Raw genomic sequence first — 23,133 nt, forward strand, 5'->3', positions numbered from 1 at the left:
CAGGTGCGATGTGGGCTGGTCAGCCGACGGGGAGGGACCCGGGAAGGCTCCTAAGTCGCTTGTATCGCTTCCAACATCGCCTCCAGACGGCACAACTCCGCCACGAGATACGGAATATCCTGGCGCGCATGTGCCAAGAATTCGATGTCCTCGTCAGAGGCGCCATCAAGGTCAATTCCACCTGCTGAGGTCACGATGCAACTGGACCCGCTTGTGTGGTCTCGCCCCTCGATCATGGGTTTCCAGGGTCCCTTGGTTGCGGCATCGACCCGAGCGTTGATCGCTGCTATCCGTTGTTTGTCGAGAAGGTGAGTGGACATGGCATGTGCCTACCTATTTGGATTGGAAACCAGGCGAACGGGTTCAGGTTAACTTCCACGAACAACGAGCTGGAAGTTAACCTGACCCGTTCATCGGCGACCGGCCAGGGCCCCCAGGGCGGCTGCAGCGAGCAATCCGGCGATGACAAACAGGGCTCGAGGCGAAGCTGCCGGTACGGCCGCTGCGGTGGAAGCCGGCGGCTCCAGGCCATCGAGATCTACGACATAAATCAGGTATCGGCGGCGCAGCGACGGATCCGCTGTGTCGTCGGCTCGCCAACTGAAAGCCACGGTACGGCCGTCCTCGGACAGATCGACCTGCGGCGAGAAGTTGCCGAACAGCGGTGCCAGCGCGGTGGAGACGGTGATCCGCTCGCCCGTAAGTCGATCCTCGACATAGACTGCCGGCGGGCTGGTCACGCCCGGCAGCATATTGGTTGCACGTGAGAAATAGGCGATGACGCGGCCGTCGGCGCTGATGTCCGGGGAATAAGCGTACCCATCAGCAGGGGCAGTGTTTCGACTGCGTGTGACCAACTGCGTGGACTGGGTGTGCCGATCGAACAAATAGACGTCGCTGACGCCGGGATTGTCGTCAGGTGTTATGCCATCTACCAATCCAACCAGGAACAGGACAAATCTGCCATCGCGGGTCAGCGCGGGCTTTCCATAGTAGATAAAGCCGGTAGGAAACTCGCCGCCGTTCCAGGGGCGCGCAAGCCGCTGCGTCGTGCGTGCCAGCCGGTCTCGCAGGAACAGCTGCGAGTAGCCCAACGGATTATCGCCGGTCAGGTCGGTAGCCCCGGACTGGAACACCACAAAGCGACCATCGCCCGACCAGCCGGCATTGCCTGAGCCCCGGCGGCTGATTTCACCGTCGGGCCGTGCGGAAATCAGTTCAATCTGGCCCGTCAGCCAGCTGCGTGCGAACAGCTGCGCGTCGTTCAATATCAGTGGGCTATTGGTGAGGAAGTTGCCGCTGCTCGAAAACAGTACTTCTTGCCGGTCGAGGTTCGCAGCCTGAAGAAGTGCGCTGCGTCCTCCAGGATTGCCTCCGCCATCGGGACCTCGGCTCAGCATCTCGGTACTGGGCACGGTGAAGTCCCTGAGAAATACATTCGCGACCGTCGCGTCACCATTGGGGTCTGCATCGCCGTTTACATCGGGATGAAACATGCCCTGACCGAGAAATACGACCTGGCTGCCATCCGTCGACGGGAAGCCTACATCGGCGTGGTTTCTCTGCTCGGTATTGGCCGCGTTGAGGCTGGCACGCTGCAGCACACCGGTTCGCCGGTCGAGCAGGAAAACGTCATAGCGCTCGTTGCTATCGTCCGGCACCAGGTCATCGGCGGCGCAGCTGAACGCGATGAACTGACCATTGGTGGAAAGATTGGGGAAGCCACAAGGGCCATCCGTAGGACCGCCGTACCATGCCCGGCTGGCCAACTGCGGCGCACCCGCGCTCAGCGCATACGCCGCCGGTGCAGGCAGCAATGCGGGAAGTGTCGACAGGAGATACAAGAGCCTGTTCAAGATCGTGTACAAAGATGTTGTCCGCTGTAGAGCCCACGCTAAAGCCCTCAGATATAGCGAAGGGGCCCAGGTAGGTTTTCAACTTCCGCTGAAAGGCCCGTCGAGTCATCGGTAGTCCGGACCGCAATGGCGTAGACCAATTCGCCGCGCGAAGTTGCGCAGACCCAAATCCACACGGAACGATATCAAGGCATTGCAGCAGCACGGCACCGTTATCGCCGCACCACCCAACGCTCACACGCTTACGGCAACACCGCCCCCAACGCCCCCTGCTTCCCCTGATACAGCACCACCTGATTCCTCCCATCCCGCTTGGCCTGATACAGCGCCGCATCCGCACTGGCCAGCAGCTGGCGCAGTTCATAGCCGGCGGTGACGCTGGAAACCACGCCGAAGCTGCAGGAGATGTTCACGCCGGGCAGGCCGCTGCCGACGCTGGTGGCGGCGACGGCCTGGCGCAGTTGTTCGGCCAGGGCCATGGCGCGGACGGCGCTGCAGTCGGCCAGCAGGATGGCGAATTCTTCGCCGCCGATGCGGCCGAACAGCTGGTTGGGGCGCAGATAGGTGGAGCAGGCGGCGACGACCTGTTTCAGCACCTGGTCGCCGGCGGCATGGCCGTGCAGGTCGTTGATGGTCTTGAAGTGATCCAGGTCGAGCAGGATCAGGCTGCATTCGCGCACGCTGCGGCGGCAGTCGTCCAGGGTGCGGCGGGCGACGTCGATGAAGTGCGGCCGGTTGATGATGCCGGTCAGGCCGTCGTGCTGGGAAAGATGGCGGAAATGCAGCTGGCGGCGCTTGGTGTGGAAGGCCCACAGGAACAGCATCAGCAGCCCGGCGATAAGCAGGGCGATGTACAGCCGGCTGGTCTCGGCGGCCTTGCCGGCGAGCTGCTGTTGCAGTTGCAGCACCTGGTTCTGCTTGTTCAGCGCCTCGATCTGCAGCTTGGTCGCGATGGCCTGGTGACGCGCCATCTGGTAGGCCAGGGCGCGGGCGCTGACATCGTCGAGGTGCTGCTTGTCGGCTTCGGCGTATTTCTCGTAATAGGCCAGCGCGGTCTTGGTTTCGCCCTGTTGCTGGGCGATGCGGTAGAGCAGCTGGTAGGCCGCGACCAGCGGCTCGGTCACCTCGTTGGGCACGCGCTTGTCGACCGAGCGCAGCGCATAGGCGCGGGCCTTGGCCAGGTCGCCGAGATTGAAATGCGCATTGGCCAGCAACACGTCGAACTCCGACACCATGCGCAGGTAGCGCGTGCGCTGCAGTTCCTCATAGCTCGCGTCGAGCAGGGTGATGGCGTCGCGGTAGCGGCCCTTGTCGATGCGCGCCTTGGCCTGGTAGCCGCGCACGATGTTGGCGAACACCACCTCGCCGTGGCTGTTGCAGGTTTCCAGGGCCAGGGCGACGTCTTCGCCTTCGGGGTCGAGCCGGTTGGATTTGTATAACGATTCCACGCGCAGCTCGCGTGCGATGCATTCGCCGCGCAGGCCTTTGCGTTCCTGCAGCAGACGGTTGCTGAAATCCAGGCCCAGGTCGTACTGGCCGGCCTGGATGTTGAGCAGGGCGGCGGCGTGCAGGCCCTGTTCGCGTGCCTGCGGATTGCTGGTCTGCGGCAGGCGCTCGACCAGCATGTCGAGGTAGGTATAGGCCTCCTGGTAGCGCCGCGCGATGGTCAGGTTGCTGACCAGGCTGGCGGTGGCGCGGAACTGCAGCACCGCGTCTTCGGACTGGCTGATCACCGCCTTGTACAGCGGGATGGCCTGTTCGTAGTCGCCGGCGTAGCCGCGCTCCCAGGCCTTGAGGTAGTTCAGGTATTGCAGCTGGGCCGGCGCCAGTTCGGCCTTGGCGGCATCGACGTCGGTGAGGATCGCGGCGAAGCGCGGGTAGTCGGAACTCTTGAGCGCGTCGGCTTCGCCCAGCTTGCGGTCGAAGTCGCCGGGCTGGGCGGCGATGCCGCCCGCCACGGCGAGGAGCGCACACAGCACCGCCGCGCCGGCACGAAGGCCGCCGCGCAGCGGTGCTGCAAGCCTGCGCAACCGACCTTGCAAGTCAGCCTGCCGCGGCGCGCGCGGGACGGATTTCCTCTTCCTCGCGGTCCTTGTCGGGCTGCTGTTCCTCTTCTGCCGGCGCCATGCCGCAGATCACGTTGGTGCGCGCACCCAGCAGGATTTCCAGGCGCTTCTGGTCGCCGGCCAGGATCGCGGCGGCAAGCTCCGGATCCAGGTTCGACTGCTGCAGCGTGGCGGCGATCTGGCCGGTGCCGGAATGGCGCAGGCGTGCGTCGCTGCCCATCTTTTCCAGGAACTCGATGACGTTGGACATCACTTTCCCCTCAGTGGCTGGTGGTGGTGCTGGGTTGGACATCAGGCCGGTATACAACGAACAGACAGGCTCCTTCCGCCGGCCCGGCAGCAGGATGCGGCTGGTATTTCATGCCGGCGCGCTCGGCCAGGCGCCGCGCGCGCAGGTTGGCGGGATCGGTCAGGCTGTAGAGCTGCGCCAGCGGCAGGCGGCGGAAGCCCCAGGCGATCAGGCCGCTCAGTGCTTCGCAGGCGTAGCCCTGGGCGAAGGTTTCGCGCCGCAGCATCAAGCCCAGTTCGGCGCGGCTGGCGGCGGTGTCGATGGCGCGCAGCGCGCAGACGCCTACCGCCGCACCGCCGTCGTGCGGACGCAGGCTGAGGTAGAGGTGCGGCGGCTGCGGCCTGGCCGCGGCGGCGAGGGCGGCGCGGAAGCTGCGCTGCGCGGCGGCGGCGGGCAGGGGCGCGCCGACGTAGCGCATCAGCTCGGCGTCGGTATACAGCCCGCAGTACAGCGCCTCGTCGGCATCGGCCAGCGGCCGCACGCGCAGGCGCGGCGTCTCGAAGCCGGCGGCGGCGGCGGACGGGTTCATGCGTAGCCCACGGCCTGGTCCAGGCGGCGCAGGCGTTCGCGGATCTCGTGATTGACTTCAAGCGCGCGCGCCGGCGGCAGCACCACGGTCGCGTGCAGGTCGATGTCGGCATCGACCAGGCCGGCCAGGGTCGTGTGCTCGATGCGCGGCGGGTGGATGGGCAGGGTGGCGACCTTGTAGATGATCGCCGGATGCGCCGCCGGATAGTCCTGCGCCAGCACATCGACCAGCACCTGGCGATACTCGGCCGGCGTGGAGAAACGCGCCAGCGACAGGTCGCCGGCAATGCCGACCTGCCACAGCACCAGATAGGCCGAAGTGTCGAGGCGGCGGCGGTAGAACATCAGCTGGCTGGCCTCGAAATGCTGGCAGCCGACCCGGCCCGGGTCTATGCCCAGGTCGGCGTAGAGGCAGTCCTCGGCCGAGATGCCCGGTTCCATGTGCGCCGCGTAGCCTTCGGCACGGGCGCGCTCGATGGCGCGGTGCGGCGGCAGGGCGAATACGCCGGGGTGGCCGTAGAACGCGCCGACCACGCGGCGGCCCTCGCGCACCGGCGCGAGCATGGTTTCGACCATGGCCTCGTAGGTGTGCAGGCGCGACTGCCCTTCGCGGTAATGCGGCTGCAGACTGCGCACATCGGCGTGCAGGCGCTGCAGCCACAGCTCGACGATGCCGTCGGAGACGCCGGCGAACACCACGTCGGCCTGTTCGATATGACTGCGTGCGAGCGGACTCAGGTGCGAGCCCAGGGTCATGCCCAGGCCCACGCAAACCAGACTGCCCTTGTGCGCCATCAGCCCCTCCGCCTCACGCGCGCCGTGCACGGCGCGGGTTGCCGTGCACTTCTGGTACGAATTGTGAGATCGGAACTTATGCGCAATCGCAGCGGCGCGGCAAGTACGGCGTTGCCGTCTGCCGCGCCGGGGAAAACGGGGTCAGGTTCACCTGCCGGATTGCAGGGCAGTTCTTATCCCTTCGGGGAAGTGAACCTGACCCCGTTTTCGAGTCGCTGCACGGCGGCGGCGGTCTCGCGCATCAGCCGCGCGATGTAGTCGGCGGCGGCGGGAAAGGTCGCTTCGGGTGCATCCGGCGTGGCCAGCAGCGGTGCGGACTGGCCGCACCACAGCGACATAAGATCGGCGCGGCCCTGCGCGGTCGCGGCCGGGCGCAGCCGTGCGGTAAGCCAGTTCTGCTGCGGATACGGCGCCACCGGCTGCGCCGCCAGCTCGCGCATGAAGCGGTTGCGGATGCCGCGCGCGAGGCGGCCGCTGAATGCGCGGGTGAGGCCGGTGTCGCGCGCCTGCGGCCCCAGCAGTGCGCGCCGGTGCAGATCGCTGGTGCCGGATTCGCGGCAGGCGAGAAAGCCGGTGCCGATCTGCGCGGCCTGGGCGCCCAGCGCCAGCACGGCGGCGATGCCGCGGCCGTCGGCGATACCGCCGGCGGCGACCACCGGCACGCGCACCGCGTCGGCCACCTGCGGCACCAGGGCCAGGGTGCCGGTCAGCGATTCTTCCGCGGGACGCAGGAAGGACACGCGGTGGCCGCCAGCCTCGAAGCCGCTGGCGACGACGCCGTCCACGCCGGCCTGTTCCAGCGCGACGGCTTCGTCCGGCGTGGTCGCTGCGCCCAGGGTGAAGATGCCGAGGTCGCGGCAGCGCGCGAGGATGTCGGCCGAGGGAATGCCGTAGACAAAGCTGAACACCGCCGGCCTTGCCGCGAGCACGGCCTCGACCTGTTCCGCGTACGCCGGCGAGTAGCGTGCCGGCCGCTGCGGCGGCGCCACGCCGAGTTCGTCGAAATACGGCTGCAGCGGCGCCAGCCAGGCGGCGAACTGGGCGTCGTCAGCGCTGGCGGCGTCGCTGCCCTCGAACGGGATCCACAGGTTCAGCGCAAACGGGCGCGCGGTGCGCTGGCGGATCGCGGCGGCGGTTGCGGCAATGCCGGCGGCGTCCAGGTGATGCACGCCGAAGGAACCCAGGCCGCCGGCCTCGCTGACCGCGGCAGCCAGCTCCGCCGCCGATAGCCCGCCGCCGAACGGGCCCTGGACCAGCGGCAGGGACAGGTCCAGCCGGCGCATCAGTTCGGTCTGCTTCCACGTGTTCATGGCGACTCCGGATTTCAGGGAAGGAGAAAACGGGGTCAGGTTCACTTACCTGAGCAGGCAAAGCGCTGTCGTGCCGCTGGTCAGTAAACCTGACCCCGTTTTCACCACGGTAATTGCGTGTACGCCGCGCAGTAATCCCGCATCATTCAATTCATTCATTACCTGATGTAAGCAATGAGCCGACAGTTCGACGACCTCATGCTCGGCAGCATCGAGCTGTTCTGCCTCACCGCCGAGCACGCCAGCTTCACCGCCGCGGCCGCCGCCGCCGGGCTGACGCCGGCCGCGGTCAGCCGTGCCGTGACCCGGCTGGAACAGCGCCTGGGCGTGCGCCTGTTCTTCCGCACCACGCGCCAGGTGCGCCTGACCGACGATGGCCGCGCGTACTACCAGCAGTGCCGCCAGGCGCTGAACCAGCTGGCCGAGGCCGAGCGCGAACTCAGCGGCCAGCAGCAGCGTCCGGCCGGCACCTTGCGCATCAGCCTGCCCACGCCGCTGGGGCATTGCCGCATCCTGCCGCTGCTGCCGGAATTCCGCCGCCGCCATCCGGAGGTATCGCTGGACGTGCAGCTCAGCGACCGCAACGTCGATCTGCTGGCCGAGGGCTACGACCTGGCCGTGCGCGGCCGCGCCCAGCCCGATTCCAGCCTGGTCGCGCGCAAGCTCTGCGATGCGGAACTGGTGGTGGTGGCCACGCCGGACTATCTGGCGCGCCACGGCACGCCGCGCACGCCGGCCGACCTGGCCGCGCACGACTGCCTGCAATTCCTGCTGCCGCGCAACGGCCAGCCTGTGCCCTGGCTGTTCCGCCAGGACGGCCGCGAGCTGGAGCTGCCGACCAGCGGCGCCATCCATACCCGCGAACACCTGCTCTGCGCCGTCACCCTGGCGCGCCACGGCGCCGGCGTGCTGCAGACCTACCGCTTCATCGTCGAGGACGACCTGGCCAGCGGCCGCCTGGTGGAGTTGCTGCAGCCCTACGGTGGCCGTTCCCGGCCGTTCTCGCTGCTGTATCCCGGCGCGCGGCATATGCCGCTGCGCCTGCGCGTGTTCATCGACTACCTGCTGCGTGCGTTCGGCCAGGCGGTATAGCGGGCGGCGGGCCGGAACGCTTCCACCCAGCCGCTCGCCCCGGCGGCTTCCACATGCCGAATCCCGGCTTGTTACCAGCCATCGGCAAACAGATAGTCCGGCCGCATGCGCGCGACCAGATAATCCTCGCTGTTCGCCTCCGCGCCGCAATCCGGCGTCACGCCGCCGACCAGCACCGGCATGCCCAGCCACAGGGTCAGGCGCGAGACGCGGTGTTCCGGCGGCGTTCCGGCGCACGGCGGCGTGGCGGGACGGAAGGCGATGACGCTGGACTCCGTCGCGCCGAAACCGTTTTCGGTGTAGATCGCGCCGTCGCGCCGTACGTGCGCCATGCCCAGGTAGATGCCGGAATGCTGCATGTGGCTGTAGGGCCTTATCTGGCCGCTGAGCAGTACGCGGCGTCCCGGCAGCACGGTAATCAGCTGGCGTCCCGGAGCGAGGTCGATCGTCACCGGCTGGCCGTCCAGCGTGACCGGCTCCAGCTCGTCGACCGAAGCCGAGTCTTCGTCGAAGACGAACAGCAGCACCCGGTCGGCACTGTTGCCGCGGACGTTGTAGCGGATGGCGCCGGCCAGTGCGACAGTCCGCGCATCGAGCGCGCGACCGGCGCCGACCACCGCACTGTTGGAAAACGGCAGCGGCCGTTCGAGTATATCTTCCTGCTCCAGCGTGGTGCGGCTGAGCGTCAGCCGGTAGGCGCCGCCGTTGCGGCCGTTCTGGCCGAACACCCAGAGGCGGCCGTCCGGCGCCTCGACCGTGGTGGTGGCGTTGTCGCTGATGTCGGTGGTGAAGACGCGCGCGCGCTTCAGGCTGCCGTTGGCGGCCAGCAGCACGATGAAGCCGCGGTACTCGCTGGAATCCTGCAGCTGGGCCTGCCCGGTGACGGCGATATCGCCGTTGGGCAGGGCGTTCACGCCCAGCGGCATTTCCTGCCGGCCGAGTGCGGTGACCACCTGCGCATCCAGGTCGAGGTTGACGATGCCGCCGCTGCCGAACTGCGGATCGAGCTGGCCGGTGTGCTTGAGCACGCGCAGGATCTGCAGGTTCTGCTCCTCGCCGGCGGCAGTGCTGGCCCGCGCCATCACCATGTGGCCGTCCGGCTGGCACAGGCCGGGCACAAAATCGTTCGGGCTGCCCGGCAAGGTCACGCTGACGCGGCCCTGGGCGCCGTAGGTCTCGTCATAGTCGCCGTCGGGCTTCAGGCGCAGGGTGACCAGGCGGTTCTCGCCGGAGGCGATGCCGGTGACGGTGAAACTGCCGTCGGCGGCGGCGCAGCCGACCGAGGCCTGGTCGTTGCTGCCGCCGTTGACGGCCTGGAAGGCGTAGTTGCGCATGCCGCCGTCGCCAAAGGCGGGATCGAGCGGGCCGACATGGGCGCCGGCGCTGCCGCCCAGCGCGGCGGCGGTCAGGCCCAGCGACAGGGCAATCGAGGACAAGGTGAACGGTTTCATGGTGGCTTCTCGCGTTGACGCCCGACGGCGCAGGGCGCAGTACGCGGCGGGACGGTGTTTTCTCCGCGCTGCAGCGGCGCGGTGGGGCGGCGTTCAGGCAGGCGGTGCCGCGCGTACTTATGGAAATGGGTATTTGTGCCTAAACGGAGATCAGGTCCACGTACGCGGACTGCGCGGCAATTTCTATTTTTCAGGTAAGTGAACCTGACCCGTTTTCCGTTTTCCGTTTTTCGGCTCAGTCCATGCCGTCGCCGAACAGGTAGTCCGGGCGCAGGCGACCGATCAGATAATCCAGCGCATCCGTGCCGCCTTGGCAGTTCTGCAGCACGCCGCCGGCCAGCACTGGCAGGCCGTCCCACAGGGTGAGGCGCAGGAAGCTGTGCAGCGGCACCACGGTGGCGCAGGCCGGATCGGGTGCGCGGAAGGAGACGAGCTGGGTGCCGCCGTCGCCGAACTGCGTTTCCAGGCGGTCGCCATCCGTGTCGTAGCCGATGCGCGCGGTGGCGAAATGGATGGCCGAGCGGCTGTTGCTGCCGCTCGTCGAGGCCAGGCTGGAAAGCAGCACGCGGCGGCCGGGCAACACGGTCAGCCCCAGATCGCCGCTGGCCAGGTAGCCGGCCGGCGGTCCCGGCAGCGGCAGCGCGGTGATGCTGTTGGCGCGGAACACGATCACCTGAGGCGCCGCGCCGGGATTCTGCGACACCGTCGCTGCGGGCATGACGACGGTATCCGCGTCGACCGGCCGCGCCGGACCCAGCGCGTACACGTAGCCGGGCGGCGCCGCGTATTCCAGCACGCCTTCCCAGGCCAGCGAGTCACGGTTGAGCGTAGCGCGGTACACGCCGCTGATGCGGCCGTTGCGTCCGAATGCCCAGAGCCGTCCGTCCGGCGCCTGCACTGCGGCATAGACGTTGGCGGAGCGCAGGTTGGCCAGGGCTTGCACGGTGCGCACGCTGCCGTCGGCGCGCAGCAGGGCGATGAATCCGCGCGAGCTGCCGTCGGCCAGCTGGGCATCGCCGCCGATGGCAAGATCGCCGTTGGGCAGGGCGTTCACGCTCAGCGGCGTTTCGCGTTGGCCCAGGCCTGGTATCCAGCTGTCCAGGTCGATGTCGGCCGCGCCGTTGCTGCCGAAGGATGGATCCGGCTGGCCGCTCTGCTTGAGTACGCGCACGATCTGCAGGGCCTGCTCGCCGTCCTGGCCGGTGAGCGTGCGTACCAGGACCAGGTTCCCGTCGGGCTGGCACAGGCCGGGAATGTAGCCGCTGAAAGTGCCTGGCAGGTCGAAGCTCGCTTTGCCGTCCACGCCAAAGGCGGGATCGTAGCCGCCGTTGGCGTGCAGCCGGATGGTGACCACGCGCCGGCTATTCGAGGCGATGCCGGCCGCGGTCAGGGTGCCGTTGGCGCTGGCGCAGGCCACTACGCCCTGGTCATTGTTGCCGCCGCTGACCGGCTGGAAGCCATAGTGGCGCAGACCGCCGTCGCCGAAGGCCGGGTCCAGTGCGTTGGCGGCCTGGGCCGCGCCGGTCGTCGCGCAGAAACTCAGACAGAGCAGGAAAAGACGAGGCAGGATCATGGCAGTGCCGCTTGACGCGCCGGAGTGCGCGTCTTGCAGTACGCAGCGGTGGGCCGCTTTCTCCGCCGCTGGCGGTCAGCGGCGGTGTCTGAAAGCCCGCTGTGCCGGCTTCAGTCGCGCGCCGCCGCCGCCACGACGCGCACGCCGCAGTCGGCCAGCCAGCCTTCGGCCTGGGCCAGGCCGGCATAGGGCAGCGGCGGCCGCTCGCGCAGGGCGACCACGGCGGCGGCCAGGCTGTCGTGGGTCTGCGCCGATGCGGCCAGGCGGCAGCGCGCATAGGCCAGTGCCGCGCGCTCGGCGTCGACGCTGGCCGATTCCACCGCGCGTTCGCTGCCGCGGCCGGCGATGACGGGAGCGAGCAGGGCTTCGGCCTCGCGGAATTCGCCGCGGCCCAGATGCACGCGGGCGCGGTCGGCCTGCAGCGACAGCAGGCGCGGATTGTTCTGCGCCTGCAGGCGCGTCTCCAGCGCGCGGGTTTCCTCGATCACGGCCAGCGCGCGCGGCCAGTCGCGGCGCAGCAGGTACAGCTGCAGCTGCGAATGCAGGATGCGCGCGACTTCCACATGGGTGTCGCCGTAGAAGGCGCGCGCATCGGCCAGCACCTTGGCATAGGCCGCCTCGGCTTCGGCGTCGCGGCGCAGCTCGCGCAGGCTGGCGGCGATGCCGCGTTCGATCTGCAGCCGGCCGGCGGTGCGTTCCGGCACCAGCTGCCCATTCTGCGCGCGCGCTTCCAGCAGGTAGGCGTGACCCTGCGCCGCGGCGCCGCGGTACAGCTCGGTCATGCCCAGGCTGCTCAGGGTGACGGCGTAGTTCGCGCGCGAGCCGGGCAGGTTCGCCCGCAGCACGCCGGCGGCGCGGCGCAGGTCGGCGCGGGAGCCTTCGCGGTCGCCGAGCATGAGGCGGTAGACCGAGGCATTGCCGTACAGCACGCCGAGGAAATAGCTGTCGTCGTCGCCCAGGTCGGTGCGCCGCTGTATCGCCTGCTGCTCCAGCGCCAGCGCGCCGGCGTAGTCGCCGCGGGCGTAGGCGATGACACCCAGCTCATGCAGCGCGTCGGTAATGTCGTCCTCCGGCGGCTGCGGCAGCGGCTGCCACAGCGCCAGCGCGCGCTTGTACAGGGATTCGGCCTCGTTGTTCAGGCCCTGCTTGGCCATCACGCGCGCGGCTGCGGCCAGCATGTTGGCGCGGGCGTCCTCGCCCATGCCGAACACCGTATCGCCTTCCTCCAGCAGGCGCCGGCTGCTGCGGCGCAGGAGTTCCTGCGCGCTGATCTCGCCGGCGCGGGTCTCGCCGGGGTTGGCGGCGTTGAACAGTTCCTGGAAGAAGGTGGCCACGGCGCGGGCCTTGTCGCGCTCGCGCTGGGTTTCGTCGAGCTGGCGTTGCACCCGGTACAGATGGAAGGCGAAGAACAGCGCCGCCGCCGCCGCGGCCGCGAGCCAGGGCCAGTACTGCCGCAGCGTGCTGCGCAGGCGGTAGCCGCGTTCGCCGCGGCGCGCCTCCACGGCTTCGCCGCGCAGCCAGCGCTGCAGGTCGCCGAGCAGGGCCTCGGCGCTGAGATAGCGCTGGGCCGGATCCTTGCGCAGCGCCTTGAGACAGATCGCATCCAGATCGCGGTTGATGCCGCGGCGCGCGCCCGCCTGCGACGGCGGCAGCGGTTCCTGGCTCAGGATCGCGGCGACCAGGGCCTTGCTTTCCTTTGCCTCGCCGTAGGGCGAGCGGCCGCTGATCAATTCGTACAGCACCACGCCCAGCGAATAGATGTCGCTGCCCACGCCGGCGCCCGCATCGGCCTGCAGCTGTTCCGGCGCGGCGTAGCGCAGGGTCAGCTGGCTGGCGCCGCTGGCGGTGATGGCGTCCTCGCGCAGCAGTCGGGCGATGCCGAAATCGAGCAGACGCACATTGCCGTCGCTGCTGACCAGGATGTTCGAGGGCTTGATGTCGCGGTGGACTATCCACTGGCGGTGGGCATAGGCGACCGCGTCGGCCAGCTGGCAGAACAGCTGCACCCGCGCCGCCAGGTTCAGGCCGTGCTGCTCGCAGTGGCGGTCCAGCCGCTCGCCTTCGATATAGGCCGTGGCCAGGAACGGCGCGCCGTTGGCGTCGGTGCCGGCATCGACCAGGGGTGCAATGTGCGGATGTTCCAGCGCGGCGAGGATGCGTATCTCGCGCTCGAAGCGGCGCTGGTCCTCGGCGTTCCAGTGGCTGTGCAGGATCTGCTTGAGCGCGACCAGCTGGGCCGCCTCGCCGAGACGCCGCTCCGCCAGCCAGACCTGGCCCATGCCGCCGCGGCCCAGCTCGCGCAGCAACTGGTAGTGGGCGACCTGCGGCGGTGCGCCGGCGGCGGGCTGGTCCAGCAGGGCGACGGGAGTTTCATTCGCGGCGAGCTGGCGGCGCAGCGCCGCGGCCAGTTCCGGTTCGTCCGTGGCCAGGCGTTGCAGGGCCTGTTCGCGCGCGGTTGCGTCCAGTTCCAGCAGGTCGAGAAAGTGTTGTTTGTGGCGCAGGTAGGCGGCGGCGTCCATTGCGCCTTCAGCCCGGGGTGAAGATGTCGTTCTTGAGCCAGGCGCAGGCATGCGCCCATTCGCGGTTGACCGAGGACGGACTGATGTCCAGCGCCTGCGCCGCCTCGTCGATGGTGAGGCCGGCGAATACGCGCAGCTCCACCACGGCCGCGGCGCGCGGATCCAGTTCGCCCAGGGTGGCCAGCGCATCGTCCAGCGCGACCAGTTCGGCCGGATTGGCCATCAGCGGAATTTCCAGGCCGGCGTCCAGCGATTCCGGTACCACGCCGGCGCCGCGCTTGTCGGCCAGCTTGCGCCGGGCGCGGTCGACCAGGATCTGGCGCATGGCGCGGGCGACGATGCGGGCGAAATGGCCGCGGTCCTCGGCGGCCGGCGCTTTCTGAGCCTCGATCAGCTTGATCAGCGCATCGTTGAGCAGGGCGGTGGGCTGCAGCGTGTCATGGCCGGATTCGCTGCGCAGCACCGCGGCCGCCAGGCGTTTGAGTTCGGCATAGAGCTGGGCGAACACGCGGTCGCGGGCCAGCGCGTCGCCCTGCTGCCAGTCGCGAATCCATCCGGTGATGTCGGCCGCGTTTTCCATGGGCGGCAAGCATACCCGAGGCGGCAGTCCCGGCCGTGCGCTGCGTCGCGGACGCAGCAGGCGCCGCGGCGCGCGCAGGCGCGCCGGGGCAGGGCGGAGCGGAAAGGACAGGGCCATGGCGCGCCTGGCTGGCAGTGGGCTTGCCCGGCGGTACGCAGTTTCGCGCCGTTTCCACCGCGCGGGAGAAATCCCGCACCAATCCCCACCGAGCCAGCCCGGTGAACGCCGTTTCGACCCGGCGGAGGAAACTTCGCGATCCTGCGTACAGCGCCCCGAGACGGCATGGTGCCGTCACTGGAGCCTGCCCATGTCCCTGCGTGTCCTCGCCTTCGCCCTTTCCCTGGGCCTTGCCCTGCCTGCCGCCGCCGCCGAACTCCTGCGCGACGATTTCTCCAACGCTTCCAGCGGCTGGACCAACAAGGCCGCCACCCGCGACAGCGACCTGGGCTTCGCCGTATACACCGACGGCGGCCAGTACCAGATGACGCCGGTCAGCGATTCCACCCTCGGCTTCATCGCCGCGCCGCGCCAGGCCGACGGCGGCGACGTACACCTGGAATCGGACCTGTTCCTCTACGCCGGCATCGGCGCAGGCTCCGGCGGCCTGGCCTGCCGCTTTCAGGATCACCAGAACTTCTACGCCTTCGTCGCCCGCGGCGACGCGGTCATGGCCATCGTCAAGGTCAAGGACGGCCAGCCCACCCTGCTGGCCCAGGCCAAGCTCAAGAGCGTGATGCCCGGCACCGTGGATACGCGCCTGAAAGTCGATTGCCGCGGCGAGGAACTGCGCTTCTCCGCCCAGGACGGCGGCAGCATCAAGGCCAAGGACGCTGAATTCCAGAACGGCAAGAGCGGCCTGGTCGTGGCCGGGCAGAAGATGGCCGGCACCAGCGCGGTGTTCGACAATTTCGTGCTCGCCACACCCTGAAGCGTTGCAGCCTCCTGCGCGGCACGCCGGTCACGGTCGGTGCCGCCGGCCGGGTCGGCGGCACCGGCCTGTACATACGCCGCCATGCGGTATCCGGCGCGGCGACGCCGTGCCCGGGAGATGGCTGCGTGAACAGGATCCGCCCGCCGCCGCTGTCGCCCTGGCCCGCAATCCTGGCAACATCGTGGCTTGAGCACTGCCCGCCGCAGGCGCTAGCTTCGGGTTTGCGGCGGCCGGCCGGCAGTACAGGAGCAGGGCGTGATACGGCGAATCGGACTGACAATGCTGCTGCTGGCCTGCGCCGCGGCGCAGGCGCAGCAGCCGCAACAGGAAGAATCCGGCGACGCGATCACCGCACTGACCAAGCGCTACCAGGAACAGCCCCAGGCGCATTACCTGGCCTACCTGCTGGCCCGCTTCAACGCCGACGCCGGCCAGCAGGAAGCCGCGCTGGACTGGCTGGGCAAGCTCGACGAGCGCGGCTGGGACCTGGGCATCAACCCGCGCGATTTCCCCAGCCTGCAGGGCAACGAAGAATTCCGCGCCATCAAGATCGAGCTGCAGCGCCAGCAGCAGCGGCGCGAGCGCGGCCAGCGCGAAGTGCTGGTCAATGTCGCCGGCCTGATTCCCGAAGGCCTGGCCTTCGACGGCCAGCGCCAGCGCTACCTCATCGGCGCCTACAACCGGGCACAGATCCACGCCGTCGACCTGCGCGGCAAGGTGACCCGGATCTGGGCTTCCGACGAAGCGCTGAGCGTGCTCGGCATGACCGTAGCCGCCGATGGCCACACCCTCTACGCCGCGGTCAATCCCACCGCCGCGCGGCGCGCGGCCGGCGACAAAGCCTTCGTCCTGCTGCTGGATCTGGCCGACGGCCGCGAGCTGCGCCGCCTGCCGGCGCCGGAGGCGGGCTATCTGAACGACCTCTGCCTGCTGCGCGACGGCCGCATCGTCGCCAGCGACAGCGCCAACAGCCGCCTGCTGCAGGCCGCGCCCGGCGCGGCCGAGCTGCGCCTGTGGGACGAGCCCGGCCACGTCATCGCTGCCAACGGCGTGGCCTGCGACGACGCGCGCGGGGCGGTCTATGTCGCCGTCTACAACGGCATCAGCCGGGTCGATACCGGCACTGGCGCCGCCGAACTCATGGATACGCCGCGCGGCGCCGCGGTCGGCGGCATCGACGGCCTCTACCTCGACGGCAACAGCCTGGTCGGCGTGCAGAACGGCTTCGGCGCCGGCCGCGTGCTGCGCATGCGCCTTTCCGGCGACGGCGAGAGCCTGAGCCGCGTGGAGACCCTGGAATCGGGCATCGTCGATCTCAACGAACCGACCACCGGCGCGCTCACGCCCACCAGCTTCGTCTACATCGCCAATAGCCAGATCTGGAAATGGGACGACCAGAAACAGCGCCTGCGCGACGGCCAGCGTGCCGCGCCGATCATGTTGCGGCGGGTGCCGTTGCGGTAGGGCCGGGATTCGGGATTGGCAAAGGCCAGGGCGTACCGCCGCGGCGGAAACGCTCTTGCGAATCGCCAATCCCGAATCCCATGACCGGCTTCACCGGTCGTACGCAGATTCCCCGTGCGCCGTGATGTCCAGGCCCTCGCGTTCCTCGTCCGCCGGCACGCGCAGGCCCAGCGTGAGATCGGCCAGCTTGAACGCGATGAACGCAACCACGCCGGACCAGACCACGGTCAGTCCCACGCCGCCGGCCTGCACCAGCAACTGGCCGCTGATCGAATACGTCTCCGCCGTCTTGTTGGCGACGTAGTCGTAGATGCCGGTGCCGCCCAGCGACGGCGCGGCGAACACGCCGGTGAGCAGGGCGCCGACGATGCCGCCGACGCCGTGCACGCCGAACACATCCAGCGCGTCATCCACCCGCAGCAGGCGCTTGAGTCCGGTCACGCCCCACAGGCAGGCCAGCCCGGCGATGAAGCCGATCGCCAGCGCGCCGCCCAGGCCGACGAAGCCCGCCGCCGGGGTGATGCCGACCAGGCCGGCCACCGCGCCCGAGGCCGCGCCCAGCATGGACGGCTTGCCCTTGCCCAGCCATTCGCCCAGGGTCCAGCCCAGGATGGCCGCGCACGGTGCGATCAAGGTGTTCGCAAAGGCCAGCGCGGCGGTGCCGTTGGCTTCCAGCGCCGAGCCCGCGTTGAAGCCGAACCAGCCCACCCAGAGTATCGAGGCGCCGGTCATGGTCAGGGCCAGATTGTGCGGGCGCATGGCTTCGTGACCGTGGCCCAGGCGCCGGCCGACCAGCCAGGCGCCGACCAGTCCGGCCACCGCGGCGTTGATGTGCACCACCGTGCCGCCGGCGAAATCCAGCGCGCCATGGCGGAACAGGAAACCCGAGGCCGCCGTTGCCGCCTCGCCGGCCGCGGCGTCGGTGAACGCATCCGGGCCGGGCCAGAACCAGACCATGTGCGCCACCGGCACATAGCTGAAGGTGAACCAGAGCACGGTGAACAGCAGCACTGCCGAAAAGCGCATGCGTTCGGCGAACGCGCCGACGATCAGCGCACAGGTGATGCAGGCGAACGCCGCCTGGAAGGCGAAATAACCCAGTTCCGGCACCACCACGCCCTTGGAGAACGTGGCCGCGTTGGCTTCCGGCGTGAGCCCCTTCATCAGCAGCCGGTCCCAGCCGCCGAAGAAGGCGTTGCCCGGGGTGAAGGCCAGGCTGTAGCCGTACAACGTCCACAGCACCGCAACCAGCGCGAAAACCAGCACGCACTGCATCAGCACCGACAGCATGTTCTTGGAGCGCACCAGGCCCCCGTAGAACAGGCCCAGCCCGGGCAGCGTCATGAAGATCACGATGGCCGCGCAGACCAGCAGCCAGGCCGTATCGCCCTTGTTCGGCACGGCGGCGGCCTGGGCCAGGGCCTGCGGCGCGGCCAGGCCGGCGGCGAGGGCGAGCGCGGTGCCGGCGAGGGCGCGGCGGGGAAAAGCAGTCGTCGTCATGGTCGTTCTCCCTTACAGCGCGTCATCGTCGGATTCGCCGGTGCGGATGCGCACGGCGTGCTGCAGGTCGAGCACGAAAATCTTGCCGTCGCCGATCTTGTCGGTGCGCGCGGCCTGCACGATGGATTCGATGGCGAGTTCCTGCAGGCTGTCGGGCACGGCGGCCTCGACGCGGATCTTGGGCACGAAATCGACTACGTACTCGGCGCCGCGATAAAGCTCGGTATGGCCTTTCTGCCGGCCATAGCCCTTGACCTCGGTCACGGTGATGCCGCTGACGCCGGCGCTGGCCAGGGCCTCGCGCACGTCGTCGAGCTTGAACGGTCGGATGATGGCGATAATCAGTTTCATCGCTGCTCCTGGCTCAGAAAGCCTTGGTGAGGGTCAGGGTGCCGGTGGAACGGCCGAGGAAATTGCCGTAGGCGTTGGTGTAGACGGCGCGCTCCGCATCGGTGTCGGCGTAGGCCAGGGCCAGCGACCAGCCCCGGTCGAAATTGCGCGTGAGGCCCAGCTTCCAGTCGGTATACGACGCCGCAGAGTTGCCTTTTACGCGCTGCCGCCCGGCATGGGCGTTGAGCAGCCAGCCCGGGCTGAATTCGTAGTTGACGCTGGCATCGAGATAGCCCGAACCGTCGGAGTCGGCGAAGCCGAACAGGTTGCCGGCGCTGTGGTAGTACTTGAGCGCGGCCGGGCCCAGGGCCAGCCCGACATAGACTTCGGTGGTATACGGCCGCACGAAGCCGTGCGGATAGTCGCCGGGGTAGTAGTAGCTGTAGATGCCGGCATCGAGCTTGAGCGATTCGCCCAGATTGCCGCGCCAGCCGGCGTAGACGTCGAGTTCGAGGCTGCTGCTGATCGGCGCGGCGGCGCTGGAATAGTCCGACAGCCAGCTGATGTTGCTGCCCCAGGCGCCGAGGTAGAAGCCGCTGTCGTGGGCGTATTCGATGCCGCCCTGCAGGGCCGGTTTCTGGTTGGTCTGGGAAATGCCGCGGAACAGGTAGTCGCTGGTCAGGGCGAGAGTGCCGCTGGTGGCCGCGGCGGCGCGGCTGGCGGCAAAAACGGTGGACGCGAGCACGGCGCCCACGCAAAGCGTGGCGTTGAGGCGAGGCATGAAGGTGATCCCGTTCGGTGAGTTGGGTCGCCGCTACGCGCGCTCGCGCGTGGCGGTGGCAGTCCTTGCCGCTCCACTCCGGGTACCACGGGGCTGTACCGCCCCTTGGTTCCGCCCGCGCTGCTGCTGACGCAGGACAGACCTCGATCGCCGCTTCCTGCGGCCGGTGCGCGATGCCTCGCGAAAGCCCGCACGCCGCCCTTCCCGAACGCTGCGCTTCGTGCGCGGCGTCTGGTTCTGTTTCTGTTCTTGTTTTTGCTTTTTCTAGTTTCTAGTTTTGGTTCTTCCGGATTTCATGGTTCGACTGCAGCGCCGTCGCCGCCCTTCACGGCAAGCACCAGCGCTTCAACTCCCTCTTCCCCGCGCTTGCGTGGGGGGAGAGGGCTGCGGTGAGGAGGCGACGCTGAAACCCCGGCGTTCCGCCCAGGTTTTCGCCAGAAGCCCGTACACGCTAGCTGTCCGCGAAAACCACGACGGCGATGCGATTGAGGCGTTGCCCCCTCACCCAACCCTCTCCCCCAAGCGAGCTTGGGGGAGAGGGCTCGAAGCTCTACAAAATCCCGAATCCCGAATCCCGAATCCCGAATCTCGAATCTCGAATCTCGAATCTCGAATCTCGAATCTCGAATTCAGCATTCCCGGATCCCAACCCATCAGATCGCGTAATACATCTGATATTCCAACGGATGCGTCGAAGCGCGGAACTTGGTCACTTCCTGCATCTTCAGCTCGATATACGCATCGATGAAGTCGTCGGAGAACACGCCGCCGGCCTTGAGGAAGTCGCGGTCCTTGTCCAGCGCTTCCAGCGCCTGGTCCAGGCTGTGGCAGACGGTGGGGATGTTCTTTTCTTCTTCCGGCGGCAGGTCGTACAGATCCTTGTCCATGGGCGCGCCCGGGTCGATCTTGTTCAGGATGCCGTCCAGGCCGGCCATCATCAGCGCGGTGAAGGTGAGGTAGCCCGAGTTCATCGGATCCGGGAAGCGGATCTCGATGCGGCGGCCCTTGGGATTGGTCACGAACGGAATGCGGCAGCTGGCCGAGCGGTTGCGGGCCGAGTAGGCCAGCATCACCGGCGCCTCGAAGCCCGGCACCAGGCGCTTGTAGCTGTTGGTGGTCGAGTTGGTGAAGGCGTTGATGGCGCGCGCGTGCTTGAAGATGCCGCCGATGTAGTACAGCGCCGTCTGCGACAGGCCGCCGTAGAGATCGCCGGAGAACAGGTTCTGGCCGCCCTTGGACAGGGACTGGTGCACATGCATACCCGAACCGTTGTCGCCGACGATGGGCTTGGGCATGAAGGTGACGGTCTTGCCGTTCTTGTGCGCGATGTTGCGGATCACGTACTTCATCAGCGCCAGTTCGTCGGCCTTCTTCACCAGGGTGTTGAAGCGCGTGCCGATCTCGCACTGGCCGGCGTTGGCGACTTCATGATGGTGCACTTCCACCACCTGGCCCAGGGCTTCGAGCGCCAGACACATCTCGGCGCGCAGGTCCTGGAACGAATCCACCGGCGGCAGCGGGAAATAGCCGCCTTTCACGCCGGGGCGCAGGCCCGAGTTGCCTTCCTCGTAGCGGTACTTGGAACTCCAGGCGGCTTCCTGCGATTCGATCTCGTAGAACACCTTGCCCATGTCGTTCTGCCAGCGCACCGAGTCGAAGATGAAGAACTCGGGTTCCGGGCCGAAGAAGGCGGTATCGGCCAGGCCGGTGGACTTGAGGAAGGCCTCGCCGCGCTTGGCGATGGAGCGCGGGCAGCGCGAATAAGCCTGCATGGTGCTGGGTTCCAGCACGTCGCAGGTGATGGCCAGGGTCTTGTGCGCAAAGAACGGATCGATCACCGCGCTGGCCGGATCCGGCAGCAGCACCATGTCGGATTCGTTGATGCCCTTCCAGCCGGCGATGGACGAACCATCGAACATCTTGCCGTCCTCGAAGGTGCCGGCGTCGATGGCATGGGCCGGGAAGGTCACGTGATGCTGGGTGCCGCGCATGTCGGCGAAACGCAGATCGACGAATTCAATGCCTTCGTCCTTGATGAGCTGGAGAACCTTGTCGGCGGACATTGCGGGTATAGCCTCTGTGGGGTTGAGAACGCTTTGCCTATGGCAAGGGTTGTGCCATTGCAGCAAAGTGTTATATATCAAACAGATACCATGATGCAGCGGCTGCTGGCCCAGTATCTTGTGCACTGAATTGGTGCTTTTCGTGGGCGAATTGCACCAATTTGGGAGTAAGTGCGCCGGCCGCCGACGCCTGGATCGGCGCCAGCATTCCGCCTGGATACGGCCATCCGCCCGCCCTCATCCGGCCTGTACCAAACCGCTAAGCTAGCGGTCTGTCCCGTGCCCGCGTTGTCATGAACGAAATCCTCAACGTCGTCCTGCTAGGCATCATCGAAGGCATTACCGAATTCCTGCCCATCTCCAGCACCGGCCACCTGCTGATTGCCGAGCAGTGGCTGGGCGCGCGTTCGGACCTGTTCAATATCGCGATCCAGGCCGGTGCGATTCTCGCGGTCTGCCTGATCTACCGGCAGCGCCTGTGGCAGCTGGCGACCAACCTCGGCGACCCGGCGCAGCGCGACTACGCGGCCAAGCTGGCCCTGGCCTTCGGCATCACGGCGGTGCTGGGCCTGGCCCTGGCCAAGAGCGGCTTCAAGCTGCCGACGGCGGTGACGCCGGTGGCCTGGGCGCTGGTCATCGGCGGTGTGTGGATACTGCTGGCCGAGCGCTGGGTAGCGAACCGGCCCGAGGCCGCGGCGATCGCCTGGCATACCGCGGCCCTGGTCGGTCTGCTGCAGGTGGTGGCCGGCGTATTTCCGGGCACCTCGCGTTCGGCCGCGACCATCTTCGTCGCCCTGCTCGCCGGCACCACCAGCCGCGCTGCGGCGACCGAGTTCGCCTTTCTCGTCGGCATACCGACCATGTTCGCGGCCTCGGGCTACGAGCTGTACAAGAACCTCAGGCATGACGGCGCGCATGAGGACTGGAGCCTGCTCGGCATCGCCTTCGCGGTTTCCTGCATCACCGCCTTCGTCGCGGTGAAGTGGCTGCTGGGCTATATCCGTACGCACACTTTCACGCCGTTCGCCTGGTACCGCATCGCGCTGGGACTGGCCCTGTTGCTGGGACTGCCCGCGGCCGCGTAACCAGCCGGTAGCTGCGCTGCACGCCGCGACGCGGCGCGCGTGCAACGGTGTTGCGCCGGCTGCTGTCCATCGCGTTCGTGCTGACCAGGCCTGGGCGCGGCAGTGTCGCCGATGTCGCCGGGCCACCAACCCCGATGCGGGGCGGACGCCGGTGGAATGCCTTGCGCTGGGGCCTTCGTCGCCGGCGCGTCGACCATGCCGCGACCTCCCGCAGGACCACCGCCGCACTCCCGGCAGGCGCCGCTCTCACCCGCCGCTTACCCACGCTGTGCAAGCCTGGACGCGATCCCGCGCCCGGAGCCTCCGCATGAAAAATCTGCCCGACGACGTACCGACCGCGGAGACCGTCCGCCGCGGCAAGCGCCATTCCTGGTTCGACCGCGCCGCCGGCGCCGTCACCCACGCCGTGGGCACGCCGCTGGCCTTCGGCATCGCCCTGGTCTCCATCCTGCTGTGGGCGCTGAGCGGGCCGCTGTTCGGCTTTTCCGAGACCTGGCAGCTGGTGGTCAACACCGCCACGACCATCGTCACCTTCCTCATGGTGTTCGTGATCCAGCAGTCGCAGAACAAGGACAGCCTGGCCCTGCACCTGAAGCTCAACGAACTGCTCGCCTCCCAGCGCCATGCGAGCAACCGCCTCATCGCGATCGAAGACCTGGACGAACACGAACTGGCCACCCTGCGCCGCTTCTACTGCCGCCTGGCCGAACTGGCGCAGAAGCACGGCGGCGTGCACGAGACGCATTCGGTGGACGAGGCGCTGCAGTCGCATGAGGAGAAATCGCGGAGCAGGGAGCGGAGTTCGTAGGGTTGGTGTTTGGGATTTCGAGGTTTGGATTCGTGATTCGTGATTCGTGATTCGTGATTCGTGATTCGTGATTCGTGATTCGGGATTCGGGATTCGGGATTCGGGATTCGGG

General features: G+C 68.0%; 20 protein-coding genes. 5 read left to right on the forward strand and 15 right to left on the reverse strand.

Translation table 11 applies throughout. From position 1 onward, the window contains the following. Positions 1–50: 50 nt before the first annotated feature. The 7 genes from NM961_RS20285 to NM961_RS20315 form a co-directional block, all read right to left on the reverse strand. Entirely contained in the window at positions 51–320 is a 270-nt protein-coding gene (locus NM961_RS20285) for a hypothetical protein (RefSeq protein WP_255916247.1), read from the reverse strand. 90 nt (positions 321–410) lie between these two features. Continuing rightward, positions 411–1,868, reverse strand: coding sequence for a TolB family protein (locus NM961_RS20290; RefSeq protein WP_255916248.1), 1,458 nt, complete (start codon positions 1,866–1,868; stop codon positions 411–413). Positions 1,869–2,098: 230 nt separating this feature from the next. Then, the gene (locus tag NM961_RS20295) at positions 2,099–3,835 is read right to left on the reverse strand and encodes a diguanylate cyclase (protein ID WP_255916249.1); all 1,737 of its coding nucleotides are present in this window, start codon (positions 3,833–3,835) and stop codon (positions 2,099–2,101) included. A gap of 64 nt (positions 3,836–3,899) precedes the next feature. Next, on the reverse strand, positions 3,900–4,172 hold the full coding sequence (locus NM961_RS20300; RefSeq protein WP_255916250.1) for a hypothetical protein: 273 nt from the start codon (positions 4,170–4,172) through the stop codon (positions 3,900–3,902). Positions 4,173–4,182: 10 nt separating this feature from the next. Beyond that, a complete protein-coding gene (locus tag NM961_RS20305) occupies positions 4,183–4,740 on the reverse strand; it encodes a GNAT family N-acetyltransferase (RefSeq protein WP_255916251.1) in 558 nt (185 codons plus the stop codon). Beyond that, a complete protein-coding gene (locus NM961_RS20310) occupies positions 4,737–5,534 on the reverse strand; it encodes an SAM-dependent methyltransferase (protein WP_255916252.1) in 798 nt (265 codons plus the stop codon). Before NM961_RS20310 ends, NM961_RS20305 begins: the two co-directional genes overlap by 4 nt. Positions 5,535–5,707: 173 nt before the next feature. Then, positions 5,708–6,844 (reverse strand): NAD(P)H-dependent flavin oxidoreductase, encoded by a 1,137-nt coding sequence (locus NM961_RS20315; RefSeq protein ID WP_255916253.1) that lies wholly within the window; start codon positions 6,842–6,844, stop codon positions 5,708–5,710. 174 nt (positions 6,845–7,018) lie between these two features. Between NM961_RS20315 and NM961_RS20320 the strand changes: the two genes are divergently transcribed. Next, positions 7,019–7,936, forward strand: a complete 918-nt coding sequence (locus tag NM961_RS20320) for a LysR family transcriptional regulator (protein ID WP_255916254.1) — start codon at positions 7,019–7,021, stop codon at positions 7,934–7,936. Between the two features lie 71 nt (positions 7,937–8,007). Here the strand turns inward: NM961_RS20320 and NM961_RS20325 are convergent, their stop codons facing one another. From NM961_RS20325 to NM961_RS20340, 4 genes are all read right to left on the reverse strand, one after another. Next, the gene (locus NM961_RS20325; RefSeq protein ID WP_255916255.1) at positions 8,008–9,387 is read right to left on the reverse strand and encodes a hypothetical protein; all 1,380 of its coding nucleotides are present in this window, start codon (positions 9,385–9,387) and stop codon (positions 8,008–8,010) included. 235 nt (positions 9,388–9,622) lie between these two features. Beyond that, positions 9,623–10,960 (reverse strand): hypothetical protein, encoded by a 1,338-nt coding sequence (locus tag NM961_RS20330; RefSeq protein WP_255916256.1) that lies wholly within the window; start codon positions 10,958–10,960, stop codon positions 9,623–9,625. A gap of 110 nt (positions 10,961–11,070) precedes the next feature. Continuing rightward, positions 11,071–13,479: a serine/threonine-protein kinase gene (locus NM961_RS20335; protein ID WP_255916257.1), complete on the reverse strand. Its 2,409-nt coding sequence runs from the start codon at positions 13,477–13,479 to the stop codon at positions 11,071–11,073. A 7-nt stretch (positions 13,480–13,486) separates the two neighbouring features. Next, complete coding sequence (locus tag NM961_RS20340) at positions 13,487–14,059, reverse strand: ECF-type sigma factor (RefSeq protein ID WP_255916258.1); 573 nt, start codon at positions 14,057–14,059, stop codon at positions 13,487–13,489. Between the two features lie 307 nt (positions 14,060–14,366). Between NM961_RS20340 and NM961_RS20345 the strand changes: the two genes are divergently transcribed. Together NM961_RS20345 and NM961_RS20350 are read left to right on the forward strand one after the other, a co-directional pair. Next, positions 14,367–14,987: a hypothetical protein gene (locus tag NM961_RS20345; RefSeq protein WP_255916259.1), complete on the forward strand. Its 621-nt coding sequence runs from the start codon at positions 14,367–14,369 to the stop codon at positions 14,985–14,987. Between the two features lie 258 nt (positions 14,988–15,245). Further along, positions 15,246–16,454, forward strand: a complete 1,209-nt coding sequence (locus tag NM961_RS20350; protein ID WP_255916260.1) for an SMP-30/gluconolactonase/LRE family protein — start codon at positions 15,246–15,248, stop codon at positions 16,452–16,454. A 90-nt stretch (positions 16,455–16,544) separates the two neighbouring features. Here NM961_RS20350 and amt read toward each other — a convergent pair whose 3' ends face one another. From amt to glnA, 4 genes are all read right to left on the reverse strand, one after another. Further along, positions 16,545–17,954, reverse strand: a complete 1,410-nt coding sequence (gene amt / locus NM961_RS20355; RefSeq protein ID WP_255916261.1) for an ammonium transporter — start codon at positions 17,952–17,954, stop codon at positions 16,545–16,547. Between the two features lie 12 nt (positions 17,955–17,966). Beyond that, positions 17,967–18,305 carry a P-II family nitrogen regulator gene (locus NM961_RS20360; protein WP_255916262.1) on the reverse strand — a complete coding sequence of 113 codons (339 nt, stop codon included), beginning with the start codon at positions 18,303–18,305 and terminating at the stop codon, positions 17,967–17,969. Between the two features lie 13 nt (positions 18,306–18,318). Then, a complete protein-coding gene (locus NM961_RS20365; protein WP_255916263.1) occupies positions 18,319–19,065 on the reverse strand; it encodes a TorF family putative porin in 747 nt (248 codons plus the stop codon). A 653-nt stretch (positions 19,066–19,718) separates the two neighbouring features. Next, positions 19,719–21,128 (reverse strand): type I glutamate--ammonia ligase, encoded by a 1,410-nt coding sequence (gene glnA, locus NM961_RS20370; protein WP_255916264.1) that lies wholly within the window; start codon positions 21,126–21,128, stop codon positions 19,719–19,721. Between the two features lie 293 nt (positions 21,129–21,421). Between glnA and NM961_RS20375 the strand changes: the two genes are divergently transcribed. Together NM961_RS20375 and NM961_RS20380 are read left to right on the forward strand one after the other, a co-directional pair. Next, positions 21,422–22,213: an undecaprenyl-diphosphate phosphatase gene (locus NM961_RS20375; RefSeq protein WP_255916265.1), complete on the forward strand. Its 792-nt coding sequence runs from the start codon at positions 21,422–21,424 to the stop codon at positions 22,211–22,213. 307 nt (positions 22,214–22,520) lie between these two features. Continuing rightward, a complete protein-coding gene (locus NM961_RS20380) occupies positions 22,521–23,021 on the forward strand; it encodes a low affinity iron permease family protein (protein WP_255916266.1) in 501 nt (166 codons plus the stop codon). Positions 23,022–23,133 lie beyond the last annotated feature (112 nt).

Origin of the sequence: Tahibacter harae, assembly GCF_024437735.1 — a bacterium.
In the GTDB taxonomy this organism is placed as follows: Bacteria; Pseudomonadota; Gammaproteobacteria; order Xanthomonadales; family Rhodanobacteraceae; genus Tahibacter; species Tahibacter harae.